The sequence below is a fragment of the Rhodoferax sp. WC2427 genome (assembly GCF_040822085.1).
GTDB lineage: Bacteria > Pseudomonadota > Gammaproteobacteria > Burkholderiales > Burkholderiaceae_C > Rhodoferax_B.
On record NZ_CP162006.1, the window covers coordinates 3,866,373 to 3,888,743 of the forward strand.

The 22,371-nt window shown below is 63.1% G+C and carries 20 protein-coding genes and 1 tRNA gene; 12 read left to right on the top strand and 9 right to left on the bottom strand.

Features of this window, described 5'->3' with window-relative positions; all coding sequences use genetic code 11:
* The 4 genes from ctaD to AB3G31_RS18020 form a co-directional block, all read right to left on the bottom strand.
* Positions 1-1,632, bottom strand: a complete 1,632-nt coding sequence (gene ctaD / locus AB3G31_RS18005) for a cytochrome c oxidase subunit I (protein ID WP_367847441.1) — start codon at positions 1,630-1,632, stop codon at positions 1-3.
* Between the two features lie 41 nt (positions 1,633-1,673).
* Positions 1,674-2,873 (bottom strand): cytochrome c oxidase subunit II, encoded by a 1,200-nt coding sequence (gene coxB / locus AB3G31_RS18010; RefSeq protein ID WP_367847442.1) that lies wholly within the window; start codon positions 2,871-2,873, stop codon positions 1,674-1,676.
* Positions 2,874-2,944: 71 nt separating this feature from the next.
* Positions 2,945-3,421: a DUF2244 domain-containing protein gene (locus tag AB3G31_RS18015; RefSeq protein ID WP_367847443.1), complete on the bottom strand. Its 477-nt coding sequence runs from the start codon at positions 3,419-3,421 to the stop codon at positions 2,945-2,947.
* Between the two features lie 169 nt (positions 3,422-3,590).
* Positions 3,591-4,496, bottom strand: coding sequence for a biotin synthase (locus tag AB3G31_RS18020; protein WP_367847444.1), 906 nt, complete (start codon positions 4,494-4,496; stop codon positions 3,591-3,593).
* 99 nt (positions 4,497-4,595) lie between these two features.
* Between AB3G31_RS18020 and AB3G31_RS18025 the strand changes: the two genes are divergently transcribed.
* A complete protein-coding gene (locus AB3G31_RS18025) occupies positions 4,596-5,282 on the top strand; it encodes a phosphoribosyltransferase family protein (RefSeq protein ID WP_367847445.1) in 687 nt (228 codons plus the stop codon).
* Here AB3G31_RS18025 and ltaE read toward each other — a convergent pair.
* A complete protein-coding gene (ltaE, locus tag AB3G31_RS18030) occupies positions 5,279-6,301 on the bottom strand; it encodes a low-specificity L-threonine aldolase (protein ID WP_367847446.1) in 1,023 nt (340 codons plus the stop codon). The genes AB3G31_RS18025 and ltaE overlap by 4 nt on opposite strands.
* Positions 6,302-6,353: 52 nt before the next feature.
* Between ltaE and AB3G31_RS18035 the strand changes: the two genes are divergently transcribed.
* Positions 6,354-6,821, top strand: coding sequence for a tRNA (cytidine(34)-2'-O)-methyltransferase (locus AB3G31_RS18035; RefSeq protein WP_367847447.1), 468 nt, complete (start codon positions 6,354-6,356; stop codon positions 6,819-6,821).
* Positions 6,822-6,877: 56 nt separating this feature from the next.
* Here the strand turns inward: AB3G31_RS18035 and AB3G31_RS18040 are convergent, their stop codons facing one another.
* The gene (locus tag AB3G31_RS18040; RefSeq protein WP_367847448.1) at positions 6,878-7,333 is read right to left on the bottom strand and encodes a MaoC family dehydratase; all 456 of its coding nucleotides are present in this window, start codon (positions 7,331-7,333) and stop codon (positions 6,878-6,880) included.
* Between the two features lie 2 nt (positions 7,334-7,335).
* Complete coding sequence (locus AB3G31_RS18045) at positions 7,336-7,962, bottom strand: ParA family protein (protein ID WP_367847449.1); 627 nt, start codon at positions 7,960-7,962, stop codon at positions 7,336-7,338.
* Positions 7,963-8,061: 99 nt separating this feature from the next.
* Here AB3G31_RS18045 and AB3G31_RS18050 point away from each other — a divergent pair, with 99 nt between their 5' ends.
* Complete coding sequence (locus AB3G31_RS18050) at positions 8,062-8,640, top strand: NAD(P)H-dependent oxidoreductase (RefSeq protein ID WP_367847450.1); 579 nt, start codon at positions 8,062-8,064, stop codon at positions 8,638-8,640.
* 6 nt (positions 8,641-8,646) lie between these two features.
* Positions 8,647-10,473, top strand: a complete 1,827-nt coding sequence (gene kefC / locus AB3G31_RS18055) for a glutathione-regulated potassium-efflux system protein KefC (protein WP_367847451.1) — start codon at positions 8,647-8,649, stop codon at positions 10,471-10,473.
* Positions 10,474-10,482: 9 nt separating this feature from the next.
* On the opposite strand, the gene AB3G31_RS18060 is transcribed toward kefC, so the two are convergent.
* Entirely contained in the window at positions 10,483-11,505 is a 1,023-nt protein-coding gene (locus AB3G31_RS18060; protein WP_367847452.1) for a helix-turn-helix transcriptional regulator, read from the bottom strand.
* A gap of 420 nt (positions 11,506-11,925) precedes the next feature.
* On the opposite strand from AB3G31_RS18060, the gene AB3G31_RS18065 reads away from it, so the two are divergent.
* Complete coding sequence (locus AB3G31_RS18065; RefSeq protein WP_367847453.1) at positions 11,926-12,360, top strand: DUF1841 family protein; 435 nt, start codon at positions 11,926-11,928, stop codon at positions 12,358-12,360.
* Positions 12,361-12,412: 52 nt separating this feature from the next.
* On the opposite strand, the gene AB3G31_RS18070 is transcribed toward AB3G31_RS18065, so the two are convergent.
* A complete protein-coding gene (locus AB3G31_RS18070; RefSeq protein ID WP_367847454.1) occupies positions 12,413-13,087 on the bottom strand; it encodes a cytochrome c in 675 nt (224 codons plus the stop codon).
* A 119-nt stretch (positions 13,088-13,206) separates the two neighbouring features.
* Here AB3G31_RS18070 and AB3G31_RS18075 point away from each other — a divergent pair, with 119 nt between their 5' ends.
* From AB3G31_RS18075 to AB3G31_RS18105, 7 genes are all read left to right on the top strand, one after another.
* Entirely contained in the window at positions 13,207-14,061 is an 855-nt protein-coding gene (locus AB3G31_RS18075; protein ID WP_367847455.1) for an AAA family ATPase, read from the top strand.
* Between the two features lie 11 nt (positions 14,062-14,072).
* Positions 14,073-15,263, top strand: coding sequence for a VWA domain-containing protein (locus tag AB3G31_RS18080; RefSeq protein ID WP_367847456.1), 1,191 nt, complete (start codon positions 14,073-14,075; stop codon positions 15,261-15,263).
* A 3-nt stretch (positions 15,264-15,266) separates the two neighbouring features.
* Positions 15,267-17,093 (top strand): autotransporter assembly complex family protein, encoded by a 1,827-nt coding sequence (locus AB3G31_RS18085; protein WP_367847457.1) that lies wholly within the window; start codon positions 15,267-15,269, stop codon positions 17,091-17,093.
* Positions 17,090-20,935 carry a translocation/assembly module TamB domain-containing protein gene (locus AB3G31_RS18090; RefSeq protein WP_367847458.1) on the top strand — a complete coding sequence of 1,282 codons (3,846 nt, stop codon included), beginning with the start codon at positions 17,090-17,092 and terminating at the stop codon, positions 20,933-20,935. Before AB3G31_RS18085 ends, AB3G31_RS18090 begins: the two co-directional genes overlap by 4 nt.
* A 34-nt stretch (positions 20,936-20,969) precedes the next feature.
* Positions 20,970-21,044, top strand: a tRNA-Arg gene (locus AB3G31_RS18095).
* 132 nt (positions 21,045-21,176) lie between these two features.
* Positions 21,177-21,647, top strand: coding sequence for an OsmC family protein (locus tag AB3G31_RS18100; RefSeq protein WP_367847459.1), 471 nt, complete (start codon positions 21,177-21,179; stop codon positions 21,645-21,647).
* A gap of 8 nt (positions 21,648-21,655) precedes the next feature.
* Complete coding sequence (locus AB3G31_RS18105; RefSeq protein WP_367847460.1) at positions 21,656-22,303, top strand: FMN-binding negative transcriptional regulator; 648 nt, start codon at positions 21,656-21,658, stop codon at positions 22,301-22,303.
* Positions 22,304-22,371: the final 68 nt, after the last annotated feature.

Here is a 22,371-nt window from a genome sequence, read left to right on the forward strand (position 1 = left end):
TCAGCCGATCACGCGGGTTGCAGTGATGTCCAGCTTGGGCGGTGTCTCGAAGGTATGGAACGGTGCGGGCGATGGCACTTCCCACTCCAGACCTTCAGCGGCTTCCCAGGGCTTGGCAGAGGCTTTTTCACCCTTGCCCAACATGGCGGGCAGCACGATGAAGAAGAAGAAATACACCTGGGCAAAACCGAAGAAGAACGCGCCCACCGAGGCCACCGCATTGAAGTCGGCAAACTGCATCGGGTAATCTGCATAACGGCGTGGCATACCGGCCAGGCCCAAAAAGTGCATCGGGAAGAAGGTGACGTTGAAGGAAATCAGCGACCACCAGAAGTGGATCTTGCCGCGGCTTTCGTTGTACATCACACCGGTCCACTTGGGGCACCAGTAGTAGAAACCGGCAAACATGGCATAGAGCGAGCCTGCCACCAGCACGTAGTGGAAATGCGCCACCACGTAGTAGGTGTCCTGCAGTTGGATGTCGATCGGTGCCACAGCCAGGATCAGGCCGGTGAAGCCGCCCATGGTAAACACGAAAATGAAGCCCACCGCAAACAGCATCGGGGTTTCAAAGGTCATGGAGCCCTGCCACATGGTGGCGATCCAGTTGAAGATTTTCACGGCGGTCGGCACCGCAATCAGCATTGTGGCGTACATGAAGAACAACTGGCCCGTCACCGGCATACCGGTGGTGAACATGTGGTGCGCCCAGACGATGAAGCTCAAAATCGCGATCGACGAGGTGGCGTACACCATGGAGGCGTAGCCAAACAGTTTCTTGCGGGCAAACGCCGGCACGATGTGGCTGATGATGCCGAATGCCGGCAAGATCATGATGTACACCTCGGGGTGGCCGAAGAACCAGAAAATGTGCTGGTACATCACCGGGTCGCCACCGGCGGCCGGGTTGAAGAAGCTGGTGCCAAAGTGGCGGTCGGTCAGCGTCATGGTGATGGCACCGGCCAGCACAGGCATCACGGCGATCAGCAGGTAGGCGGTGATCAGCCAGGTCCAGCAGAACATCGGCATCTTCATCAGCGTCATGCCAGGGGCGCGCATGTTCAGGATGGTGACGATGATGTTGATCGAGCCCATGATCGACGAAGCACCCAGGATGTGCATCGCGAAAATACCCGCGTCCATCGATGGGCCCATTTGCAGCGTCAGGGGTGCGTACAGCGTCCAGCCCGCAGCGGGTGCGCCGCCAGGCATGAAGAACGAGCTGACCAGGGTGGCTGCCGCTGGAATCATCAGCCAGAAGCTGAAGTTGTTCATGCGGGCAAAGGCCATGTCGGACGCACCGATCTGCAGCGGAATCATCCAGTTCGCAAAGCCCACGAAGGCCGGCATGATGGCACCGAACACCATGATCAGGCCGTGCATGGTGGTGAGCTGGTTGAACAACTCGGGGTTGACGAATTGCAAACCAGGCTGGAACAGCTCGGCGCGAATGATCAGCGCCAAAATGCCGCCGACCATCAACATCGTGAAGCTGAACAACAGGTACAGCGTGCCAATATCCTTGTGGTTGGTGGCAAACACCCAGCGCCGCCAACCGGTGGGGGCGTGGTGGTGGTCATCATGGCCATGGGCATCATGTGCGTGGTCGTGGGGATCGAGAACTGCACTCATCTTTGTTTTCCTTGGGGATCTTGTACGTTAACGAGTGCAGCTTATTTGCCGCGCTGGGCCAGGATGTCGGCGGGCTGCACCAGTTGGCCGGTCTTGTTGGACCAGTTGTTCTTGGTGTAGCTGATGACGGCCGCAATGTCGGTATCACTGAGTTGCTTCCATGCGGGCATGGCACCGTTGTTCTGGCCATTGAGCAGCACATGGATTTGCACGTTCTTGTCGGCGTCGAGCACCTTGGGCGAGCCGTCCAGCGGCTTGATCGGGCCACCGCCCTTGCCGTTGGCCTGGTGGCATGCGGCGCAGTTGGCGGCGTAGACCTTTTCGCCGCGCTTGGAGATGTCGTCCAGCGTCCAGATCTTGGCAGGATCGTCGGCCTTGGCGGCCATCTTCTTTTTCTCGCCATCGACCCAGGCGGAGTAGTCTTCGGCCGACACCACTTTCACGTGGATCGGCATGTAGGCGTGCTCTTTGCCGCACAGCTCGGCGCACTGGCCGTAGTAGCTGCCAATTTTTTCGGCGCGGAACCAGGTGTCGCGTACAAAGCCGGGGATCGCGTCCTGCTTGATACCAAAGGCAGGCACCATGAAGGCGTGGATCACGTCGTCGGCGGTGGTGATGATGCGGATCTTTTTGTTGACAGGCACGACCAGGGCGTTGTCGACCTTGAGCAGGTAGTCATCGACCACTTCGCCCGCCTTGGGGCCGCCGTTGTTGGACATGGCGCGCTGGGTGCTGTCGAGTGTGGAGACAAAGCCGATGCCTTCGCCCTCGCCCTTGATGTAGTCGTATCCCCATTTCCACTGCATACCCGTGGCCTTGATAGTCAGGTCGGCGTTGGTGGTGTCTTTCATGGCCACCACCACCTTGGTAGCGGGCAAGGCCATCAGGATCACGATGACAAATGGAACGATGGTCCAGATGATTTCCACCGTAACCGACTCGTGGAAATTGGCTGCCTTGTGGCCCTTGGATTTGCGGTGCTTCCAGATGGAATAGAACATCACGCTGAAGACGGCAATAAAAATCACCAGACAGGTGTAGAGCATGCCCATGTGCAGGAAATGCTGTTCTTCTGAAATCCTGGTGACCCCGGTGGGCAGGTTCAATTGGCGAACGCCGGGCCCACCCGGTAGATCATTGACCGCATACGCAGCAGCGGCCGTGCAGGCAGCCACCGCAACGCCGAGCTTGGGCAAGAATTTAGGCAGCAGTGAAGCCAACTTATTAGGAATCATCTTCATCGTTTTCACTTATTCAACACCTCAATTGAACCAATCTTGCTGCGCCAGCCATCTGCCCCAGGGGGCTTGTCTCATGCGCTGCGCAACGCCATCCGAATTTCCCGCGCCAGAGCCGACCGCAGCTCCGGGCTTACATACCGCCCCACTTCCACCGAACGCCCCTGGCCTGACACCTCGATCAGGGACCGGTCCCCCGTTTTGGGTTCGATCCGAACCCACTCACGGCGAAACTCGGCCCGCTCCAGGCGACCTGCATTCTCCAGCTCGACCACCAGTTGCGTGCCTTGCAACGAAATCCGCTCGCCATCCGTGGCGTGCCGGGAGTACACCAGAAATGCCGCTCCCACCGCCGCCAACTCCAGCCATGCAAACGGCAACACCAGCTTGGCCCCTTGCAACCAGAAAAACGTCGCAATGCCCATGGACACCACACAGATCGAGGCATACATCCAGCCCAACTGGGCCGGTGTTACCGAGCAGTTGCGCTTCAGGAACCAGTGGATGTTCTGGCCCGAAACTGTGGCGAAGCGAAATACCAAGTTCGGCACGTTTGGCACTCACAAAAATGAGGCCGATGCCATGGCGCACATGCCGCCAATGGGTCTGCCTATATGCGTGGGAAGATACCCGAATTCATTTTTCTTCATGTGAATTGTAGCCTTGCTTTCCAAGGCCAAGCCCGGTAGTAGCGGTGATTAAGGCCTTGAAACCCGCTTCTCAGACCCCATGTGCCTTGCCCTGCTGCAGCATGTCGCGCATGTCGCGCAACGAAACCGCACTGTGGGCACTGACCCGCAGCTTGGGTTTGGGCTTCAGGGCGTGGCCGTAAATGAGCTCAAAGGTCAATGGCAAACGGCCGTTTTCCGCCGCGTTTGCCAGCTGCAGGGCCAGTTCGCGCTCCAGGCGATCGCGCCATTGCCGCCCGCGCAAACCCTGGAAGCGCTGTGGATGCAGATTGCGCCCGACCTCGCGCAGCTCCTGCAGCAGGCGCGCCGGGCTCTCGTAGGTCAGGCGGATACGCTCCATGTCCATCACCGGCTCGGCAAACCCGGCATGCACCAGCATGTCGCCCCAGTCGTGCATGTCGGTGAACTGGTGGCCGGGCACCGGCCAGCCCAGGGCGCTGTAGACACCGCGCAGCTCCTGCACTGTGTCCGGCCCGAGGCAGGAGAACATCAAAAAACCGTCCACCGCCAGCGCCCGGTGCCATTGGGCGATCAACGCCTGCGGGTCGGCGGCCGAGTGCAGCACCATATTGGCCCACAGCATCTGCACGCCGCCATCGGGCGGCAGCCCCATCTGTTGCGCGGGGGCCCGCCAGCCGCTGGGCTTCCACCATGGTTTTGCTACAGATTGAATAGCTGCTTGCGCTTGATCTGTATGCGCTTCGACCACAAAACAGGCTGCATTCGGATACCGCTCGGTCAACTTGGCGTGGGCCTGCAAGCCGCCGCGCGTGGGCTCCCAGTGCGCCCAGGCCTCGGGTTGCAGCTTGATCCACTGCAGCCGGTCTTCCATGCGCCGGGCCACCTCTTCGTGCAGCCAGGGGGATTGTGGGGTGCGCAACTGGGCCCAGCGGGCGGCGGCGGCGGGGTCGATCGTGGGGGGAAGTTGGGTCGTCATACGCTCACGTGAAAGAACAAACTTTCATGAACCGGGGCGCGCGGCACCTCGGCTTGAAAGTGAGAGCGCGAGTATATTGACGTGATGTTTCGCGCGCTTATGCACCGGGCGACAACCCTGCTCCCCAGCCATTGCGCCGTTTGCCGCGCCTGGCCCAGCCAGCCGGTGTGCGGGGCCTGCGTGGCGCGGTTTGCCCAGCCGGTGCCGCGCTGCCGAACCTGTGCATTGCCGGTGCCGGAGGGGGTTGGCCAGTGCGGTGCCTGCATCCTGCACCCGCCCGCGCTGGATGGTTGCCTGGCGGCGGTGGCCTATGCCTACCCGTGGTCGACGTGCATTGCGCAGTTCAAATTCCAGCAGCAGGTGGGCTGGGCGGGCACGCTGGCCGAGTTGCTGCGCCACAGCCCCTGGGTGGAACCCGCATTGGAGCAGTGCGATAGTGTGTTGCCCATGCCTTTGTCGGCCCAGCGGCTGCGCGAGCGCGGCTACAACCAGGCGCTGGAGCTGGCCCGCCACCTGGCCCCGCAGAAAACCCGGCCCCACCTGCTGCTGCGCACCCGCCACACCGCGCCCCAGCCCACCTTGGGCCGGGCCGAGCGGATCCGCAATGTGCAAGGCGCGTTCGCGCTGGAGCCACTGCGGGCCGATGCCGTGCGCGGCCAGCGCGTGGTGCTGGTGGACGACGTGATGACCAGCGGTGCCTCGCTAAGTGCGGCAGCCACCGTGCTGAAACAGGCCGGGGCGGTGCACGTCACCGGGCTGGTGGTGGCGCGCACCCCAGCGGATTAAAAGGCCCGGATCACCTCGGCCACGCGCCGCACATCGGCCTCGCTCACATCCAGATGCGTTACCAGGCGCAGCTTGTACAGGCCGGTGGCCAGCACCTGGTGGGCGCGCAAATGGGCCACCAGGGCCTCGGCCCGCTCGGCGGCAATCTGCAAGAACACCATGTTGGTGGGGCCTGCGTCCACCTGCAGGCCCGGCACGTCGGCCAGCAAGGCCGCCAGCAGCCGGGCGTTGGCATGGTCGTCGGCCAGGCGCGCCACATGGTGCTCCAGCGCGTACAGGCCGGCGGCGGCCAGCACCCCGGCCTGACGCATGCCGCCGCCCAGCATCTTGCGCCAACGGCGGGCCTGGTGGATGAAGTCCTTGCCGCCCAGCAACACCGAGCCGACCGGCGCGCCCAACCCCTTGCTCAGGCAGATGCTGACCGAGTCAAACCCCGCCACCAGCCGGTGCGCGGTCTGCGCCAGGCCTTCGCCCGCGTGCTGCGAGGCCACCACAGCGTTGAAAAACCGCGCCCCGTCCAGGTGGCATTGCAGCCCCCGGCTGTGGGCCAGCGCCACCGCAGAGTCCACGTAGTCTTGCGGCAGCACCTTGCCGCCGAGGGTGTTTTCCAACGCCAGCAGTCGTGTGCGGGCGTGGTGAAAGTCGTCGGGTTTGATGGCCGCGGCAATGCGCTCCAGCGGCAGGCTGCCGTCGCTGGCGTGGTCCAGCGGCTGCGGTTGCACGCTGCCCAGCACCGCCGCACCACCCGCCTCCCATTTGTAGCAATGGGCCTCCTGGCCGACGATGTACTCGTCGCCGCGCTGGCAGTGGGCCATCAGCGCCAGCAAATTGCTTTGGGTGCCGGTGGGGCAAAACAGCCCGGCCTCGAAGCCCAGGCGCTCGGCCAATGAGGCCTGCAGCAGGTTCACGGTGGGGTCGTCGCCAAACACGTCGTCGCCCAGCGGGGCGCTGGCCATGGCAGCTTGCATGCCGGGGGTGGGACGGGTGACGGTGTCGCTGCGCAGGTCAATGATTTTCATGGTGCTCCATCGGTTGCGGGGATTGTCCGCGTCTCTTGGATAATCTGCTGCTATGTTTAACATTGTCCTGGTCGAACCCGAAATCCCGCCGAACACCGGCAACGTCATCCGCCTGGCTGCCAACACCGGTTGCCATCTGCACCTGGTCGAGCCGCTGGGTTTTTCGATGGACGACAAGCACATGCGCCGCGCGGGCCTGGACTACCACGAGTACGCCACCCTCACCCGCCACGCCGACTGGCCCCGTTTTCTAGCCACCGCCCAGCCCGACCCGCAGCGCCTGTTTGCCCTGACCACGCGCGGCACCGGCAGCGTGCACGGCAGCGCCTTCGCGCGGGGCGACTGGCTGGTGTTTGGCTCGGAAACCAAGGGCCTGGCCGAGAGCGTACGCGCCGCCTTCGCCCCGGAGCGGTGTTTAAAGCTGCCGATGCGCCCCGGCCAGCGCAGCCTGAATTTGTCCAACGCCGTGGCCGTCACGGTGTTTGAGGCCTGGCGCCAGTGCGGTTTTGAGATGCTATAAATTAAGTAGCTTGTCACGCTTATGGAATAAGCGCTAGAGGCCGATTTCTTATAAATTTACAAGGTGTAGCGCAGCAGCAATTCGGCCACGCAGGCGGGCTTGGGGTGGCCCTCCAGCTCGATGGTGGCCTCCAGCGTGGTCTGCACGCCGGATGGGGCCAGCCCAGTGCAGTCCAGCAGCTTCAGGCGCGCCCGTACCCGGCTGCCCACCGGCACGGGGGTGATGAAGCGCACTTTGTTCAGGCCGTAGTTCACGGCCATGCGCGCCTCGGCCACGGCAAACGAGCTTTCCAGCAGGCCCGGCAGCAGCGCCAGTGTGAGAAAGCCGTGCGCAATCGGCCCGCCAAACGGCCCGGCGTTGGCCCGCTCGCCCGCCCGGTGGATCCACTGGTGGTCGCCCGTGGCATCGGCAAACTGGTCTACCTGCTGCTGGGTGACCCGTGTCCAGTCGCTGACGGCAATCTCCTGTCCCACCGCCTGGGCCAGGGCGGCAAAGGTGTCAAAGCTGCGCAAGATCAGGCATCCAGCCAGGCAGCCAAGGGCAGCCACTGTTCCAGGTCTTTTTCGACCCGGCTCGGGGCCACGTCGAACAGGGTCAGGCCGGCGGCGGCCAGGTGCACGTAGTTTTGCGTGTCGCGCAGGTTGGTGATCACCGGCACCTCCAGGCCGTCCAGGTATTCGCGCAGGCGGTCGGCGGCAAAGGTGCGCTCGTCCACCCGCATGCCGACCAGGCCGACCTGCATCTTGTCGATGCGGCGGTGCTCGGCCAGGCGGTCCAGAAATTTGCGCGTGGCAAAGATGTCGAACACGCTGGGCTGTAGCGGCACCACGATCTTGTCGGCCAGGCGCATCACGTCCTTGAAGCGCTTGCCGTCCAGCCCGCCGGGCGTGTCCAGCACCACCACATGGCCCGCCTTGCCGCCCTTGGGCGGCTTGGCGATCTCGTCCGCGCCCACGTCCCAGGCCTGGATGGGTGCGACCGTTGCCGGGCGCAGGCCCAGCCACAGATGGGACGACTGCTGCGGGTCCGCATCGCCCAGCAACACGGTGTGCCCCTGCGCGGCGTAATAGCCCGCGATCTGGGTCGACAGCGTGGACTTGCCGACTCCGCCTTTGGGACTGGCAACAACGACGATGGGCATGGGAACTCCTGGAAAAGAAGGGGCGAAAAATTTTGCTATGTTAGCGGGATGCACCACCCAGCCGATTCACCGCCACTTTCCACACCCCCGAAGATCTATTTGCTCGCCGCCCACCCGAACTGGCGTGCCTCCCGCGTCAACCAGCGCCTGCTGGCGGCAGCCCGCACACTGGCAGACGGTAACCTGCAGCTCGACGTGCAAGACCTGTACGCCAACTACCCCGACTACGCCATTGACGTGGCCGCCGAACAGGCCCGCATGGAAGCCGCCGACCTGCTGGTGCTGGTGCACCCCATCCAGTGGTATTCCATGCCCGCGCTGCAAAAGCTCTGGTTCGACGAGGTGCTGACCTACGGCTGGGCCTTTGGCGCGGTATCGGCCGAAACCGAAGAGGCCGCCCCCACCGGTGCGCCCGGCACCGCCCTGCGCGGCAAGGCCCTGTGGCTGGTGGTAACCACCGGCGGGCAAGAAGACTCCTACCACCCCGAAAGCTACAACCGCTACCCGTTTGACGCGTTCCTGCCACCCTACGCCCAGACCGCCGCCCTGTGCGGCATGCATTTTTTACCGCCGCTGGTGCTGCACGGTGCCCACAGCGCAGGCAAACAAGAGGTGCTGGACCACATCGACCTGTTTCGCCAACGGCTACAGACCTATCCCCACTGGACAACTCGGTAAACCGGTATGGAACACGCACCTTCCTGGCTGATCAACAGCTTCATTTATCTGAGCGCCGCCGTCATCGCCGTGCCGCTGAGCAAGGCCCTGGGACTGGGCTCCATCATTGGCTACCTGGCCGCAGGCATTGCCATCGGCCCCTGGGGTCTGGGCCTGGTCACCGAGGTGCAGGACATCCTGCATTTCGCCGAATTCGGTGTGGTGCTGATGCTGTTCCTGATCGGCCTGGAGCTGGAGCCCAAACGCCTGTGGAGCCTGCGCCGCCCGATCTTTGGCTGGGGCACGGCCCAGGTGGTGGGCTGCGCGGTGGTGATTTTGCTGGGGGCCATGGCAGCGGGCGTGCCCTGGCGCATTGCACTGGTGGCCGCGCTGGGTCTGGCCTTGTCCAGCACGGCAATCGCGCTGCAGGTGTTTGGCGAACGCAACCTGCTGCCCACGCGCAGCGGGCAGGCAGGATTCTCCATTCTTTTGTTCCAGGACGTGGCGGCCATTCCGATCCTGGCATTGATTCCATTGCTGGGCAGTATTTCTGAACAAAATGAGGCTTTAGGCTATACAGCACAGGCGCTACAAGCTCTCAAAACAGTAGCAGTTATCGCGGGCATCGTGCTGGGTGGGCGTTTGCTGTTGCGGCCTTTGTTCCGCTGGATTGCGCGCTCCAAAACGCCCGAGATCTTCACCGCCGCCTCCTTGCTGCTGGTGGTGGGCATCGCCTCGCTGATGCTGTCGGTGGGGCTGTCGATGGCGCTGGGGGCGTTTCTGGCCGGTGTGCTGTTGGCCGAGAGTGAATACCGCCGCGAGCTGGAGACCGATATCGAGCCCTTCAAGGGCCTGCTGCTGGGCCTGTTCTTTATCGCCGTGGGCATGAGCGTCGACTTTGGTGTGCTGCGGCAATCGCCGGGCTTGATGGCGCTGATCGTGGCGGGCTTTTTGCTCGCCAAGCTGCTGGTCATCTACGCCATCGCCAAGTGCATGGGCGTGCCGTTCCAGGAGCGGCCGGTGTTTACCGTGCTGCTGGCGCAGGGCGGCGAGTTTGCATTTGTGGTGTTCCAGACCGCCACGGCGGCGCATATTTTCTCCAACCAAACCTCGTCGTTGCTGATTGGATCGGTTGCGGTGTCGATGCTGGTCAGCCCGATGCTGCTGCTGGCCATCGACAAGCTGTTGCTGCCCCGCCTGGCGCAGCGCGGCGGCAACCAGCTGGAAGAAATCGCCGAACAACAAGAAGCGCCCATCATCATTGCGGGTTTTGGCCGCTACGGCCAGATCGTGGGCCGCACGCTACAAGCGCAGGGACTGCACGCCACGGTGTTGGACCACGATGCCGACATGGTGGAGGCGATTCGCCAGTTTGGTTTCCGGGTGTTTTACGGCGATGCCACCCGGTTGGACCTGCTGCGCCTGTCAGGCGCGGCGACCGCCAAAATCCTGGTCGTGGCGGTGGATGACAAAGTGCAAAGCCTGAAGATTGTGGACATTGCGCGGGAGCACTTTCCGAATCTGGAGATCGTGGCCCGTGCCCGCGACGTGCCTCACTGGAACGAGCTGCGCGACCGCGGTGTGCTGCGGGTGGAGCGCGAACTCTTCGAGTCCAGCCTGCGCAGCGCCCGATCGGTTCTGGAGATTCTGGGTTACCCGCCGCATGAAGCGCGTCAGCAGGCGATGCGCTTTCGCCAGCACAACTTTGCCTTGTTCGAGCAGATGTACCCGCACCGCAAAGACCGCGCGAAGTTCATCGCCGTGGCCACAGAAGGCCGCCAGCAGTTGGAGGAGCAAATGGCCCAGGAGCGTGCGCAGCAAGCGTTGCGCAGGCCCAAAGGCTGGGGAAAATAAGGAAAGCCGTCAGTCGAGCGCCGCGTCGTCGTGCGCGCCGTCTTCGTCCAGAGGGGCGGCCGACTGGTAGATGATCGACATCTGCGCCACCTCGTCGGTCACCGCCTGGCGCAAGCTGGCCGGGCCCAGCACCTGGCACTGCGCGCCAAACTGGAGAATTTTCTCCATCAGCTCGCGCGGGTCCATGTAGGGTACCCGCAGCAGGTATGTCCCATCGTTTTGCTGTTTTCCCTGTTGCAAGGCATGCCACTGCACATTCGCCACATTGCTGGCTTTTTCGTGGCTGAACTGCAGCCGGGCCCAACGCACCCGGCCGCTGGCAAACACCCCATATTCCGGACCAAACTGGGCATCCAGTTTGTCGTCACCCACTTCGATGGCGCTGCTGGACAAAACACGCGCGTCGGTAATGGCATCTACCGCAAAGCTGTAGAGCTCGGCCTGCGCGTGGCACCAGGCTTCAAGATGCCAGCTACCGCGAAAATGCACCAACCGCTGGGGCGATACTTCCCACTCCACTGGCGCTGCGACCGCGTCGGCATAAGACAACACCAACCGCTTGCGACGCACCAACGCCAAACCGATACGCTCAAAATAGCGTGGCGTCGGGGTTTCCTGCACCAACCCGACAATGCGCACCCGTTGCCGCAGCTCTTTCAACTCGATGTCATCGCTGGTCAGTAGGGCGTTCAGCCGGTCGGCCACAGGCACCGGATTGATGATCAGCCCGCCGGTGTCCAGATGCACCAGCAACTGCTGCATCGTCAAAAGCGCATGGATTTCGGTCGACGAAAACCACAGCCCCGGAAGCTCGTGGGTGCTGGTCGGCGGCTCCCCGGTCGATGCCAATCTGTAGCCGCCTGCTGCGCGGCTCCATTCGATAGGCAACTTGAGGCGTGTGCGCAAGTCATCCAGATCGCGCTTCAAAGTAGCCCGCGATACGTTAAGTTCAGCCTGCAAGGCTGCAAAGCTGATGACCTTGTGCTGCCGAAGAAGCTGGTCAATTTTGTAGAGGCGCCCGGTCTGGTCCATGTGATAACCGAAAGTGGATTCGGGTTTTTGTAATAGATGTAACTATTTGAGTCCATAGTGAGCCATAGAGCAAGGCACTTTTACACAGGCCACATGCATCGCGTCCTATGGAACAGGCCCTGCGCGGCATTTGTTCTCACTCCAATGGTGTTTATGGGAGCTTTTCAGGCACCGCCAATGGTGCCAATAGTGCGCACTGCCCTCACCAAGGGCCTTTCAACAGAAGCAATCCAATCGCGACCAGAAAAGACTCCAAACGCCACAACCCCCTGCTGCGACTACACACAAAAAACACATTTTGGAATAATCTGCACCGTGCAACAAGTTCATAGTGCCCGCCCTCCATAAAGACATGTGGGCGCGTCGGACCATTTCGCAGGAGCTATAAACCACGGGTTTTACCGTGGTAGGCTCATCACCATGTTCAATCCTTCGCAAGCCGACGTCCGCCGTTTCTTCTGTTCCGTTTATGCCAAATCGAAGGCAGGCCAGGCGCTGGAAGCTATCGAAACAATAGCAAGTCAATGGTTGGACGAGCATCCCGAATACCATGCTGACATGGTAGATGCAGAAGCTGCTGTAGCCCGCAATTACGATGCAGAAGCGGGCAAAACGAATCCTTTTCTACACCTTTCGATGCATTTGTCGATCAGCGAACAATGTTCGATCGACCAGCCGCGCGGCATCCGCCAGTCGGTTGAGTTGCTAACGCGCCGCCGCGACTCCCTACACGATGCCCACCACGAAACCATGGATTGCCTGGGTCAGATGCTGTGGGAAAGCCAACGTGCAGGCCGCCCCCCCGATGGTGCAGCCTATATCGACTGCGTACAGCGCCGGGCCACGCAGGATTGAACCGGCGTAAAAAAGCCCGCACGCAGCGGGCCTTTGCGCAGTGCAGACGGGTTTAACGGAAGCGCGACTGCGGCACGACCTTCAACTCGCCGTCCAGCGAATGGACATACCCGGCCAAGGCCTTCAGTTCCGCATTCGAGAACTGCTTTGCCACACCGCCCATGATGGCGTTGGAACGTCCCACCAAAGCGTTGCCTTCGGTTTTGTACGACTTCAACGCCACATACAAGTAGTCCGCATGCTGGCCGGCGATCTTGGGATAGGTCGGGTCGATAGGCTTGGAGAAGTTGTCGCCATGGCAGGACACGCAAGCTCCCTTGGTCAACAGCGCGGCCACCTGGGCACTGGGCTCTGTCGCAGGTTTGGCAGGCGGCATGGCCCCCTCAACGACACCACTGGCGCTGTAGTAAGCCGCCACGTCGGCCATATCCTGGTCACTCAATGAGTCGGAAATTCCACGCATAGTGGGGTGCTTACGCTCGCCCTTTTTGTAGGCGTTGAGTGCAGAAATAATGTATTTGGCACCTTGTCCCGATATTTTGGGCACCTTGTGCACCTCGGGAAAACTGGCCTGGTAGCCAACGATGCTGTGGCAACCCAGGCACATGTCCACCTTGGCGTGGCCCGCTTTGGCATCCCCCACGACGTCCTGGGCACTGGCAATAGTAGCAATACCTGCTAGCGAAACAGCAGCAAACGCGAACACCGTGGTCAGTAATTTATTCATTTTTGCGCGCACAATCTGGGGGAAAAATCAAGCCTACATTCAGCCCTGTTTAGCAGGCTTGCCATCGACCGCGGATTATATGCGGCCCGTCTACATTCCCTTGCTCTTGTCCCACCACCATGAAGTTCCAAGGCTCTAATAATTACGTCGCCACCCAAGATCTGATGCTGGCCGTCAATGCCGCAGCCACCTTGAAACGCCCGTTGCTGGTCAAGGGCGAGCCCGGTACCGGCAAAACCATGTTGGCCGAAGAGGTAGCCGCCGCGCTGGGCATGCCCTTGTTGCAATGGCACATCAAATCCACCACCAAGGCACAGCAAGGCCTGTATGAGTACGATGCCGTCAGCCGATTGCGCGACTCGCAACTGGCCGGTGTTGAAGACTCAGCCCGGGTCAAGGATATCCATAACTACATTGTCAAAGGCGTGTTGTGGCAGGCATTTACCGCGGACGAGCCGGTTGCACTGCTGATCGATGAGATCGACAAGGCAGACATTGAATTCCCCAACGACTTGCTGCGCGAGATCGATCGGATGGAGTTCTACTGCTACGAAACGCGTGAACTCGTCAGAGCCAAGAACCGGCCGCTGGTGTTCATTACCTCCAACAACGAAAAAGAACTGCCCGACGCTTTCTTGCGCCGCTGCTTTTTCCACTACATCAAGTTCCCCGATGCGGCCACCATGCAGCTCATTGTGGACGTGCATTTCCCCGGGTTGAAAAAAGAGCTGCTGGCGGCCGCCATGAAGACTTTTTACGATATCCGCAACCTGCCCGGCCTGAAGAAAAAACCCTCCACCTCGGAGCTGCTGGACTGGCTGAAGCTGCTGGTGGCAGAGGATATTTCGGCCGAAGCTTTGCATAGCCAGGACAACATGGTGGCCATACCGCCACTGGTTGGCGCGCTGCTGAAAAACGAACAAGATGTCAGTCTGTTCGAAAAACTGGTGTTCATGCAACGCCACCACCGATAGTCCAAGAAACGATGCTGATCGACTTCTTCTACACCCTGCGCTCCGCCAAACTGCCGGTTTCGGTGAAGGAATACCTGAGCCTTCTGGAAGCGCTTAAGGCAGGTGTTGTGGGACCGAATAGCGAAGACAGCTACAAAATCGACGATTTCTACTACCTCAGCCGCTGTACGCTGGTCAAGGACGAAAAGCACTACGACAAGTTCGACCAAGCATTCGCCACCTATTTCAAGGGGGTCGAAGCGGTGGCCGACTTCACCCAGGACATTCCCCTCGAATGGCTGCGTAAAAATCTGGAGCTCGACCTCAGCCCCGAAGAAAAGTCCAAGATCGAAAAAATGGGCTGGGACAAGCTCATGGAAACGCTCAAACAACGCTTCGAAGAGCAAAAAGAACGCCACGAAGGCGGCAGCAAGTGGATTGGCACGGGCGGCACCAGCCCGTTTGGCGCCAACGGCTACAACCCCGAAGGCATCCGCATCGGGCAAGACAAAAGCCGCCACAAAAGCGCGGTAAAGGTCTGGGACCAACGGGCCTTCAAGGACTACGACGACAGCCAGGAACTGGGCACACGCAATATCAAAGTGGCACTGCGCCGCCTACGCAAATTTGCCCGCGAAGGCCATGCCGACGAACTGGACCTAGCCGACACCATCCGCTCTACTGCGGCCAATGCCGGTTATCTTGACATCAAAATGGTGCCGGAGCGCCACAACAACGTCAAAGTACTGCTATTGATGGATGTGGGTGGCAGCATGGACGAGCATGTGCAACGGGTGGAAGAGCTGTTCAGCGCCAGCAAAAGCGAGTTCAAACACCTGGAGTTCTACTATTTCCACAACTGCGTCTACGACTTCATGTGGAAGCACAACCGCCGCCGCTACACCGAGAAGTTCTCTACCTGGGACGTGATCCGCAAGTACAACAAAGACTACAAACTGCTGTTCATCGGTGATGCCACCATGAGCCCCTATGAAATACTGCAACCCGGCGGCAGTGTGGAATACAGCAACGAAGAGGCCGGTGCCGTGTGGTTGCAGCGCCTCACCAACGCCTTCCCCAAGTTTGCCTGGATCAACCCCGAGCCCCAGGGCTTGTGGGAATACCGGCAAAGCATCAGCATCGTGCAGCAACTGGTGGGCCAGCGCATGTTCCCATTGACCCTCAAAGGTCTGGAAGAAACCATGCGGCTGTTGTCGAAATAGGCAATGCGCAGGTTCGGCAAGCAGGTGTGGGCGTGGTGCTGGTTGTTGTTGCTGCCGGGCTTGCTGTGGGCGCAAACTCCGGCACCTAAGGTAGCTCCTTTCGCCTTTGACCTGCATGTCGTTGCCCCGGACAAGATCCGCGATCTGCTGCTAAAACACCTGGAACTACAGCGCTACCGCAGCCTGACGGACCTGGATGACACCGAGTTGGCGCGGCTTATGCAGGCTGCCGAACGCAATACCCATGACTTGCTGGCCACCCAGGGGTACTTCGCGGCCCAGGTCGCGGTCGAACTAACCCCAACCCCGCTAAGCACCAGCGCCCCGCGTGATATCACCATCACCGTGGCGCCGGGGGAACCGGTGCGCGTCCAGACGGTGCAGGTGGAGTTCACCGGTCCCATCGCTGACACCCCGGCCGACGCGTCGCTGCGCGAGACGATCCGTAGCGACTGGCCGCTGGGCCCTAACACACCGTTTACCCAGGATGCCTGGGACGATGCCAAGACCCAGGCCCTGCGCAATCTGACGGTGCAGCGCTTTCCCACCGGTGAAATCAGTAACAGCCTGGCCGACATCGACCCCGATACCCAAACCGCCCAGCTCAGCCTTACCCTGGCTTCCGGCCCGGCCTACCGGTTTGGCCCACTGGAAATGCGCGGCCTGCAGCGCTACAGCGCAGAACTGGTCAGCCGCCTGGCCCAATTACCCACCGGAGCCGACTACAGCCAGGCACAGATGCTACAAACCCAGCAACGGCTGGCCGACAGCGGCTACTTCGACTCGGTTTTCTTGACCCTGGATACCAGCGGCGACCCGCAAGCTGCGCCTGTGGTGGCCCAACTGCGCGAGGCCAAACTGCAAAAGCTGGTGCTGGGCGTGGGCTTCAGCACCGACAGCGGGCCGCGCCTGTCGGCCGAGCACACCCACCACCAGTTGCCTTGGCTGCAGTGGCGCGCCATCTCCAAGCTCAGCCTGGACAAAGACACCCAAACCCTGGGCACCGAGCTCACCGCCCCTCCCGATGCCAGCAACTGGCGTTGGGTGACCTCGGCCCAGGTACAGCACCAGAACCTGAGCGACACCATTACCAACAGCCAACGCCTGCGGGCCGGGCGCACCCAGGGCAACGACCACATCGACCGCAACGTCTACCTGCAGTACGACCACGCACTGACCACCAGCGGCACCGACCCCACGGTAGCGTCCAGTGCCATCAGCGCCAATTACGCCTGGACACGGCGCGACTTTGACGACATCCGCACCCCCACCCAGGGCTACGGGGTGGCGGTGGAACTGGGTGGCGGATTCACCCTGGGGGGCGACCGCCAGCCGTACACCCGCGCCCTGACACGCTGGCTAGGCTATTTTCCGCTGGGCAAACTGCTCCCCGGCGATGGCCTGTTCATGCGGGCGGGCCGCCTGGCGCTGCGGGCCGAAGCCGGTGCCGTGGTGGCCAAGGCCGATGCCAACGTACCCAGCACCCAACAGTTTCTGACCGGCGGCGACACCACGGTGCGCGGCTACGGCTACCAGGAAATCGGCGTGGCGGGCAGCAGCGGATCGGTAACTGCCGGGCGCTACCTGGCATCGGGCAGCTTCGAGTGGCAGCGCCCTATCGTCATCAATGGCAAAGCCAGCGCCTGGGAGACCGCCCTTTTCGTCGATGCCGGGGCCGTCGCCAACACCGTCAAGGCCCTGGAAGCCAAGGTGGGGGTGGGTGCCGGGGTGCGCTGGCGCAGCCCGGTGGGGCCGGTGCAACTGGACATCGCCTACGGCGTGGCCACCCGCAAAGCGCGCCTGCACATGAGCGTGGGGTTCAGCTTTTGAGCGCCGACAACCCCCCTGCTGCCCAGCGGCGCTGGATGCCCTCGGGCAAACGCCTGCTGTGGCTGCTGTACGCCCCCCTGCTGGTACTGGCCGCTGTGGCCACCGCCGTGGGTGCACTCTGGGCCTGGCTGGGCACCGACACCTCGCTGGCCAGCACCTTGGCCCGCGCCGCCGCCTACCTGCCCGCAGGCCACACACTGGAGGCCAATGGCGTGACCGGCTCGGTCCGCCAGGGGGGCCACATCGGCAGCCTGGTGTACCGCAGCCCCAGCCTGCAGGTTGAAGCCCAGGACATCGCCGTGGACTGGCAGCTGGACCGGATACTGCAGCGTGAACTGCGACTGGGTCGGCTGCACATCGCCCACCTCAGCATTGCGCAAACCCCGTCCACCGAGCCCACGGTGCTGCCGACCGAAATCGTGCTTCCGCTACAGGTCGACCTGCCCTTCGAGATTGCCGACCTGCAATTGCAAGGCCCGCCAGCTTTGCAACTGACCCAGTTGGCAGGGCATTACCGCTACGACGGCAGGCAACACCATCTCACGGTCAACAGCATCCAAGTCGCTTCAGGCCGGTACGCAGGCCAAGCCACTTTGCTGGCCCGCAGCCCTCTGACGCTGCAAGCCGCCGTGCAAGGCAGCGTGGACACCACCCTTCCCGGCAACACCCACCCCACCACCATCACGGCCACCGCATCGGCCAGCGGCGCACTGGCGGGGCAAGACGCGCTGTTGCACATCCAGGCCCAGCTCACACCCGCCACCCCCAAGGCCTTGCAGGCCACACTGGCCGCGCAAATCCACCCCTGGGCCGCACAACCGGTGCAGCAGGCCGATGCCAGCTTCCAGCAACTCAACCTGGCCGACCTGTGGCCCGACGCACCGCAGACACTGCTCAGCGGCAGCGCCCACCTGCGTCCCGATCTCCAGGCGACCGGCACCGCCTGGCGCGCAGAGGCCACGCTCGACAACCGCCTGGCTGGCCCCTGGGACAAAAATCGGGTACCGCTGGACCATGCCGACACCCGGCTGCAGTACCAGCAAGGCGCCTGGGTCGTGGAGTCGCTGCGCGCCCAGCTTGGCAAAGGCGACGTACAACTCCAGGGCCGCTGGGCTGGCGCGGGCTCCACCGACTGGACAGCCGAGGCCAAGCTCTTGCGCATCAACCCCGCTGCGGTGCACACCCGCATGGCCCCCGCCCTGCTGGACGGACGCGTCACGGCCGCCAGCACCGCCGCCACCATCCGCTTCGATGCGGCCCTGCAGCCCTCGGCCAAAGCGCCCCAAATCAAAGCCTTGCAAGGTCTGCGCGTCCAGAGCGCCCAGGCCACCGGACGCTGGGCGGCAGGCGCCCTGAATCTCTCGGCCCTGAAACTGCAAACCGATGACGCGCTGCTACAAGGTCAACTGGACCTGACCCTCGCCACCCGTGCCGCCAAAGGCCAGTTGCACCTGACCTTACCCGGCGCGCAGGCCGACCTGCAAGGCCAGATCAGCGCATCGCAGGGCGCAGGCGACTTTGCCCTGCACGTGCCCGATGCAGGCCAGGCCACCCGCTGGCTGGCCCGTCTGCCCGGCGTGGCATCCAGCCTGCCCGGCACCATGCTGGGACAGGCCGAGCTGACCGGCCGCTGGACCGGTGGCTGGACCAACGCCCTCGCAACCTCCCCCGGCAAAGCAGGCACCCCGCCTTTCCAGCTCACCGCCCAACTGGCCATACCGACGCTGGAAGTACGCACTGCCACCGGCAACCCCATCCATTTGCAGAAGCTACAGATCGACGCGTCCGGCAGCCTGGGCGCGCTGGACATCGCCCTGCAAGGCGAGCTGGCCACCGGCACCCAGCGTGCCAAGCTCAGCACCCGAGCCACCGGAGGCCTGGGCACAGCAAACCAATGGCAAGCCCGCATCGCCAGCCTGGTCCTGGAAATGCAGGACAGCACCCGCCCAGGCCCGTGGACGCTACAGCTCGACCAGGCCCTGGCGCTCAAGGGCACCAGCACCTCCCTGGATGCAGCCGCAGGCAGTGCCAACGTCAAAGGCCCGGTTCCCGGCAGCGTCCGCATCACGTGGCAGCCGGTAGCCTGGTCGCACAACGGCTCCCGCACCCTGCTGCGCACCCAGGGCACGCTGCAGGGCCTGCCCATGGGCTGGCTGGAAACCCTGGCTGCGGGCAACGGACAACTGGCGCAGCTTGGCCTCAAAGGCGATCTGCTGCTTGACGGCGACTGGAACGTGCAGGCGGCCCAAACCCTGCAGGTCAGCGCCAACCTCTACCAAAGAAGCGGCGATCTGCAACTGCTGGCCGGCGACGACTCTGCCAAAGGCACGCCCGCCACCATCAGCGCAGGCATCCGCACCGCCCGCATCGGCCTGCGCACCGACGGCGACAAGCTCAGTGCCAGCCTGCGCTGGGACAGCGAGCGCGCAGGCCAGGCCGAGGCCGAGTTCAGCACCCAGGTGCGCCAGACCGACGGCGGCTGGGACTGGCCCGCCGACGCACCGCTCAACGGCACGGTGCGCGCGTCGCTGCCCCGGGTCGGCATCTGGTCGGTACTGGCCCCGCCCGGCTGGCGGCTGCGCGGCACGCTGGCGGCGAATGCCACGCTCAGCGGCACCCGCCTGGCCCCGCTGTGGACCGGCACTCTGCAAGCCGACGACCTGGCGCTGCGTTCGGTGGTCGAAGGCATTGAACTACGCGAGGGCCGCCTGCGCGCCAGCCTGGACGGCCAGCGCCTGAACATCACCGAATTCAGCCTGCGCGGTGCCCCCACTGCCGCCAACACGACCACCGCCATCCCCAGCAACGACGGCGGCAGCCTCAGCGCCACCGGCAATGTGCGCTGGAACAACACCGCCCCGGCAGGTATCCAGATGGACATCCAGGCGCAGGCCAAAACCCTGCGCATCTCCGCCCGGGCCGACCGCCGCCTGACCGTGTCCGGCACCCTGCAAGCCACTCTGGCGCAGGGCAAGCTGGCGCTGCAAGGCGCGCTGCGGGCAGACCAGGCTTTGTTCGTCCTGCCCGACGAATCGGCGCCCACACTCGGCAGCGACGTGGTGGTGCGCAAGCGCAGCACCAGCACCCCGCAGCCCACTGCGGCACCCGTGGCGGCCAGCAACACGCCCGATGTCAACATCACCCTGGACCTGGGCGACGACTTCCACCTGGTCGGTCGGGGCCTGGATACCCGGCTCACCGGCAAGCTGGCCCTGCGTGCCGGCCCCACCCTGGCCGGTCCGCGCGTCGTCGGCGAGCTACGCACCGCCCGCGGCAGCTTCCGGGCCTATGGCCAGGCGCTGGACATTGAAGAAGGCGTTCTGCGCTTCAACGGCCCCTATGACAACCCCTCGCTCGACGTGCTGGCCATACGCCCCAACCTCAGCGTGCGCGTCGGTGTACAGATCAACGGCACGGCGCTATCGCCCAACATCCGTCTGTACTCCGACTCCGACCTGTCCGATGCCGAAAAGCTGGCCTGGCTGGTGCTGGGCCGCAGCGCCGCCAACGGCGGGGCCGAAGGTGCCGTGCTGCAACAGGCCGCGCTGGCCTTGCTGGGCGGCAACGGCAAGGGCTTGTCGGGTGGGCTGGCCTCGGCCCTGGGCCTGGACGAACTGTCGTTCAGCGGCAGCGCCAACAAGTCTGACGGCACCACCAGCGCCGCTGCCGTTACCTTTGGCAAGCGCCTGTCGCGCAATTTCTACGTGGCCTATGAGCACAGCCTGGCAGGTACGCTGGGCACGCTGTACATCTTCTACGACCTGAGCAAGCGCTTCACCCTGCGCGGCCAAACCGGCCAGCAAAGCGCCATCGACCTGATCTTCACCTTGCAGTACGACTGAAAACCGGGCCTGCCCAGGCCCTACAATCCGCCCTCCCCTTGTAGTTCAATGGATAGAACGAGTGCCTCCTAAGTGCTAAATACAGGTTCGATTCCTGTCGAGGGGACCAGCTCCCAGGGTGTGCAAGCGCACCACCGATTTATATGAAATCGGCACTCCGTGCTTATGCAATGGGCGCAACAAGCTCTCATTTCAATAGCATCGGCAGGTTGCCGAAGCAAGCGAACTGGAGATCCTCTGCATGGCCGAATTCACCGCCAACGTGGTCTGGCAGCGCGCCACCGACCCACCCGAGCCGTTTACCGACCAGCGCTACAGCCGCCGCCATGCCTGGCACTTCGACGGTGGCTTGGCGGTGCCGGCGTCGTCTTCACCGCATTCCGTGCCGCTGCCGTTCTCGGACCCGGCCGCGGTGGACCCCGAAGAAGCCTTTGTGGCAGCACTCTCCAGTTGCCACATGCTGTGGTTTCTGCACCTGGCGGCCAAAGCGGGCTGGGTGGTTGACCACTACAGCGATACCGCCGTGGGCCAGATGGGCCGCAATGTCGACGGCCGCATGGCCATGACCCAGGTGGTACTGCGCCCCCATGCGCGATTCGCGGATGGCCATGCGCCGAGCCGGGCCGTGCTGGAGCAACTTCACCACGCCGCGCACGATGCTTGCTACATCGCCAACTCGGTCACCACCGAAGTCCGGTGTGAACCCGTCTAAAAAGCACCATGACCTACCTGCCCCCCCACTTCGCAGAAACCGACCCCGCCACCCTGCACGCCCTGGTGTGCGCCCACCCGCTGGCCACCTGGGTGGTGCCGCAGACGGATGGCGAGCTGCTGGTCAACCATATCCCGTTCCTGCTGGATGCCGACCGGGGCCCGCACGGCACGCTGGTCGGCCATGTGGCGCGCGCCAACCCGGTATGGCGGGCGCTTGGTACTACCGCTTCTGTCGCGGTATTCCAGGGGCCCGATGCCTACGTGTCGCCGTCCTGGTACCCCAGCAAGCCCGTCCATGGCAAGGTGGTGCCCACCTGGAACTACGCTGTGGTGCATGCGCACGGCACGGCGCGGGTGTTCGACGACCAGGCTCAGCTGCTGGCCCTGGTGACGCGGCTGACCGCGCTGCACGAAGCGCCAATGGCCCAACCCTGGCAGGTAGCCGATGCACCCGCCGCCTACATCGACACCATGCTGGGCGCCATCATCGGCATCGAAATCCCGGTGCAGCGTTGGGTTGGCAAGTGGAAAGTCAGCCAGAACCGAAGCGAGGACGACCGCCAGGGTGTGGCGGCCGGCCTGCAGGCGCGCGGTACGGTGCAGGGGGACGCTATGGCGGAGCTGGTGCGGAGGGCAGTCAGTTCAAAAATCTAAGGAAACGGGCTTCTGATCCGCACTCCACCCGCATTTGCAACTACTTCTTTGATGGATGGCGGGTATTC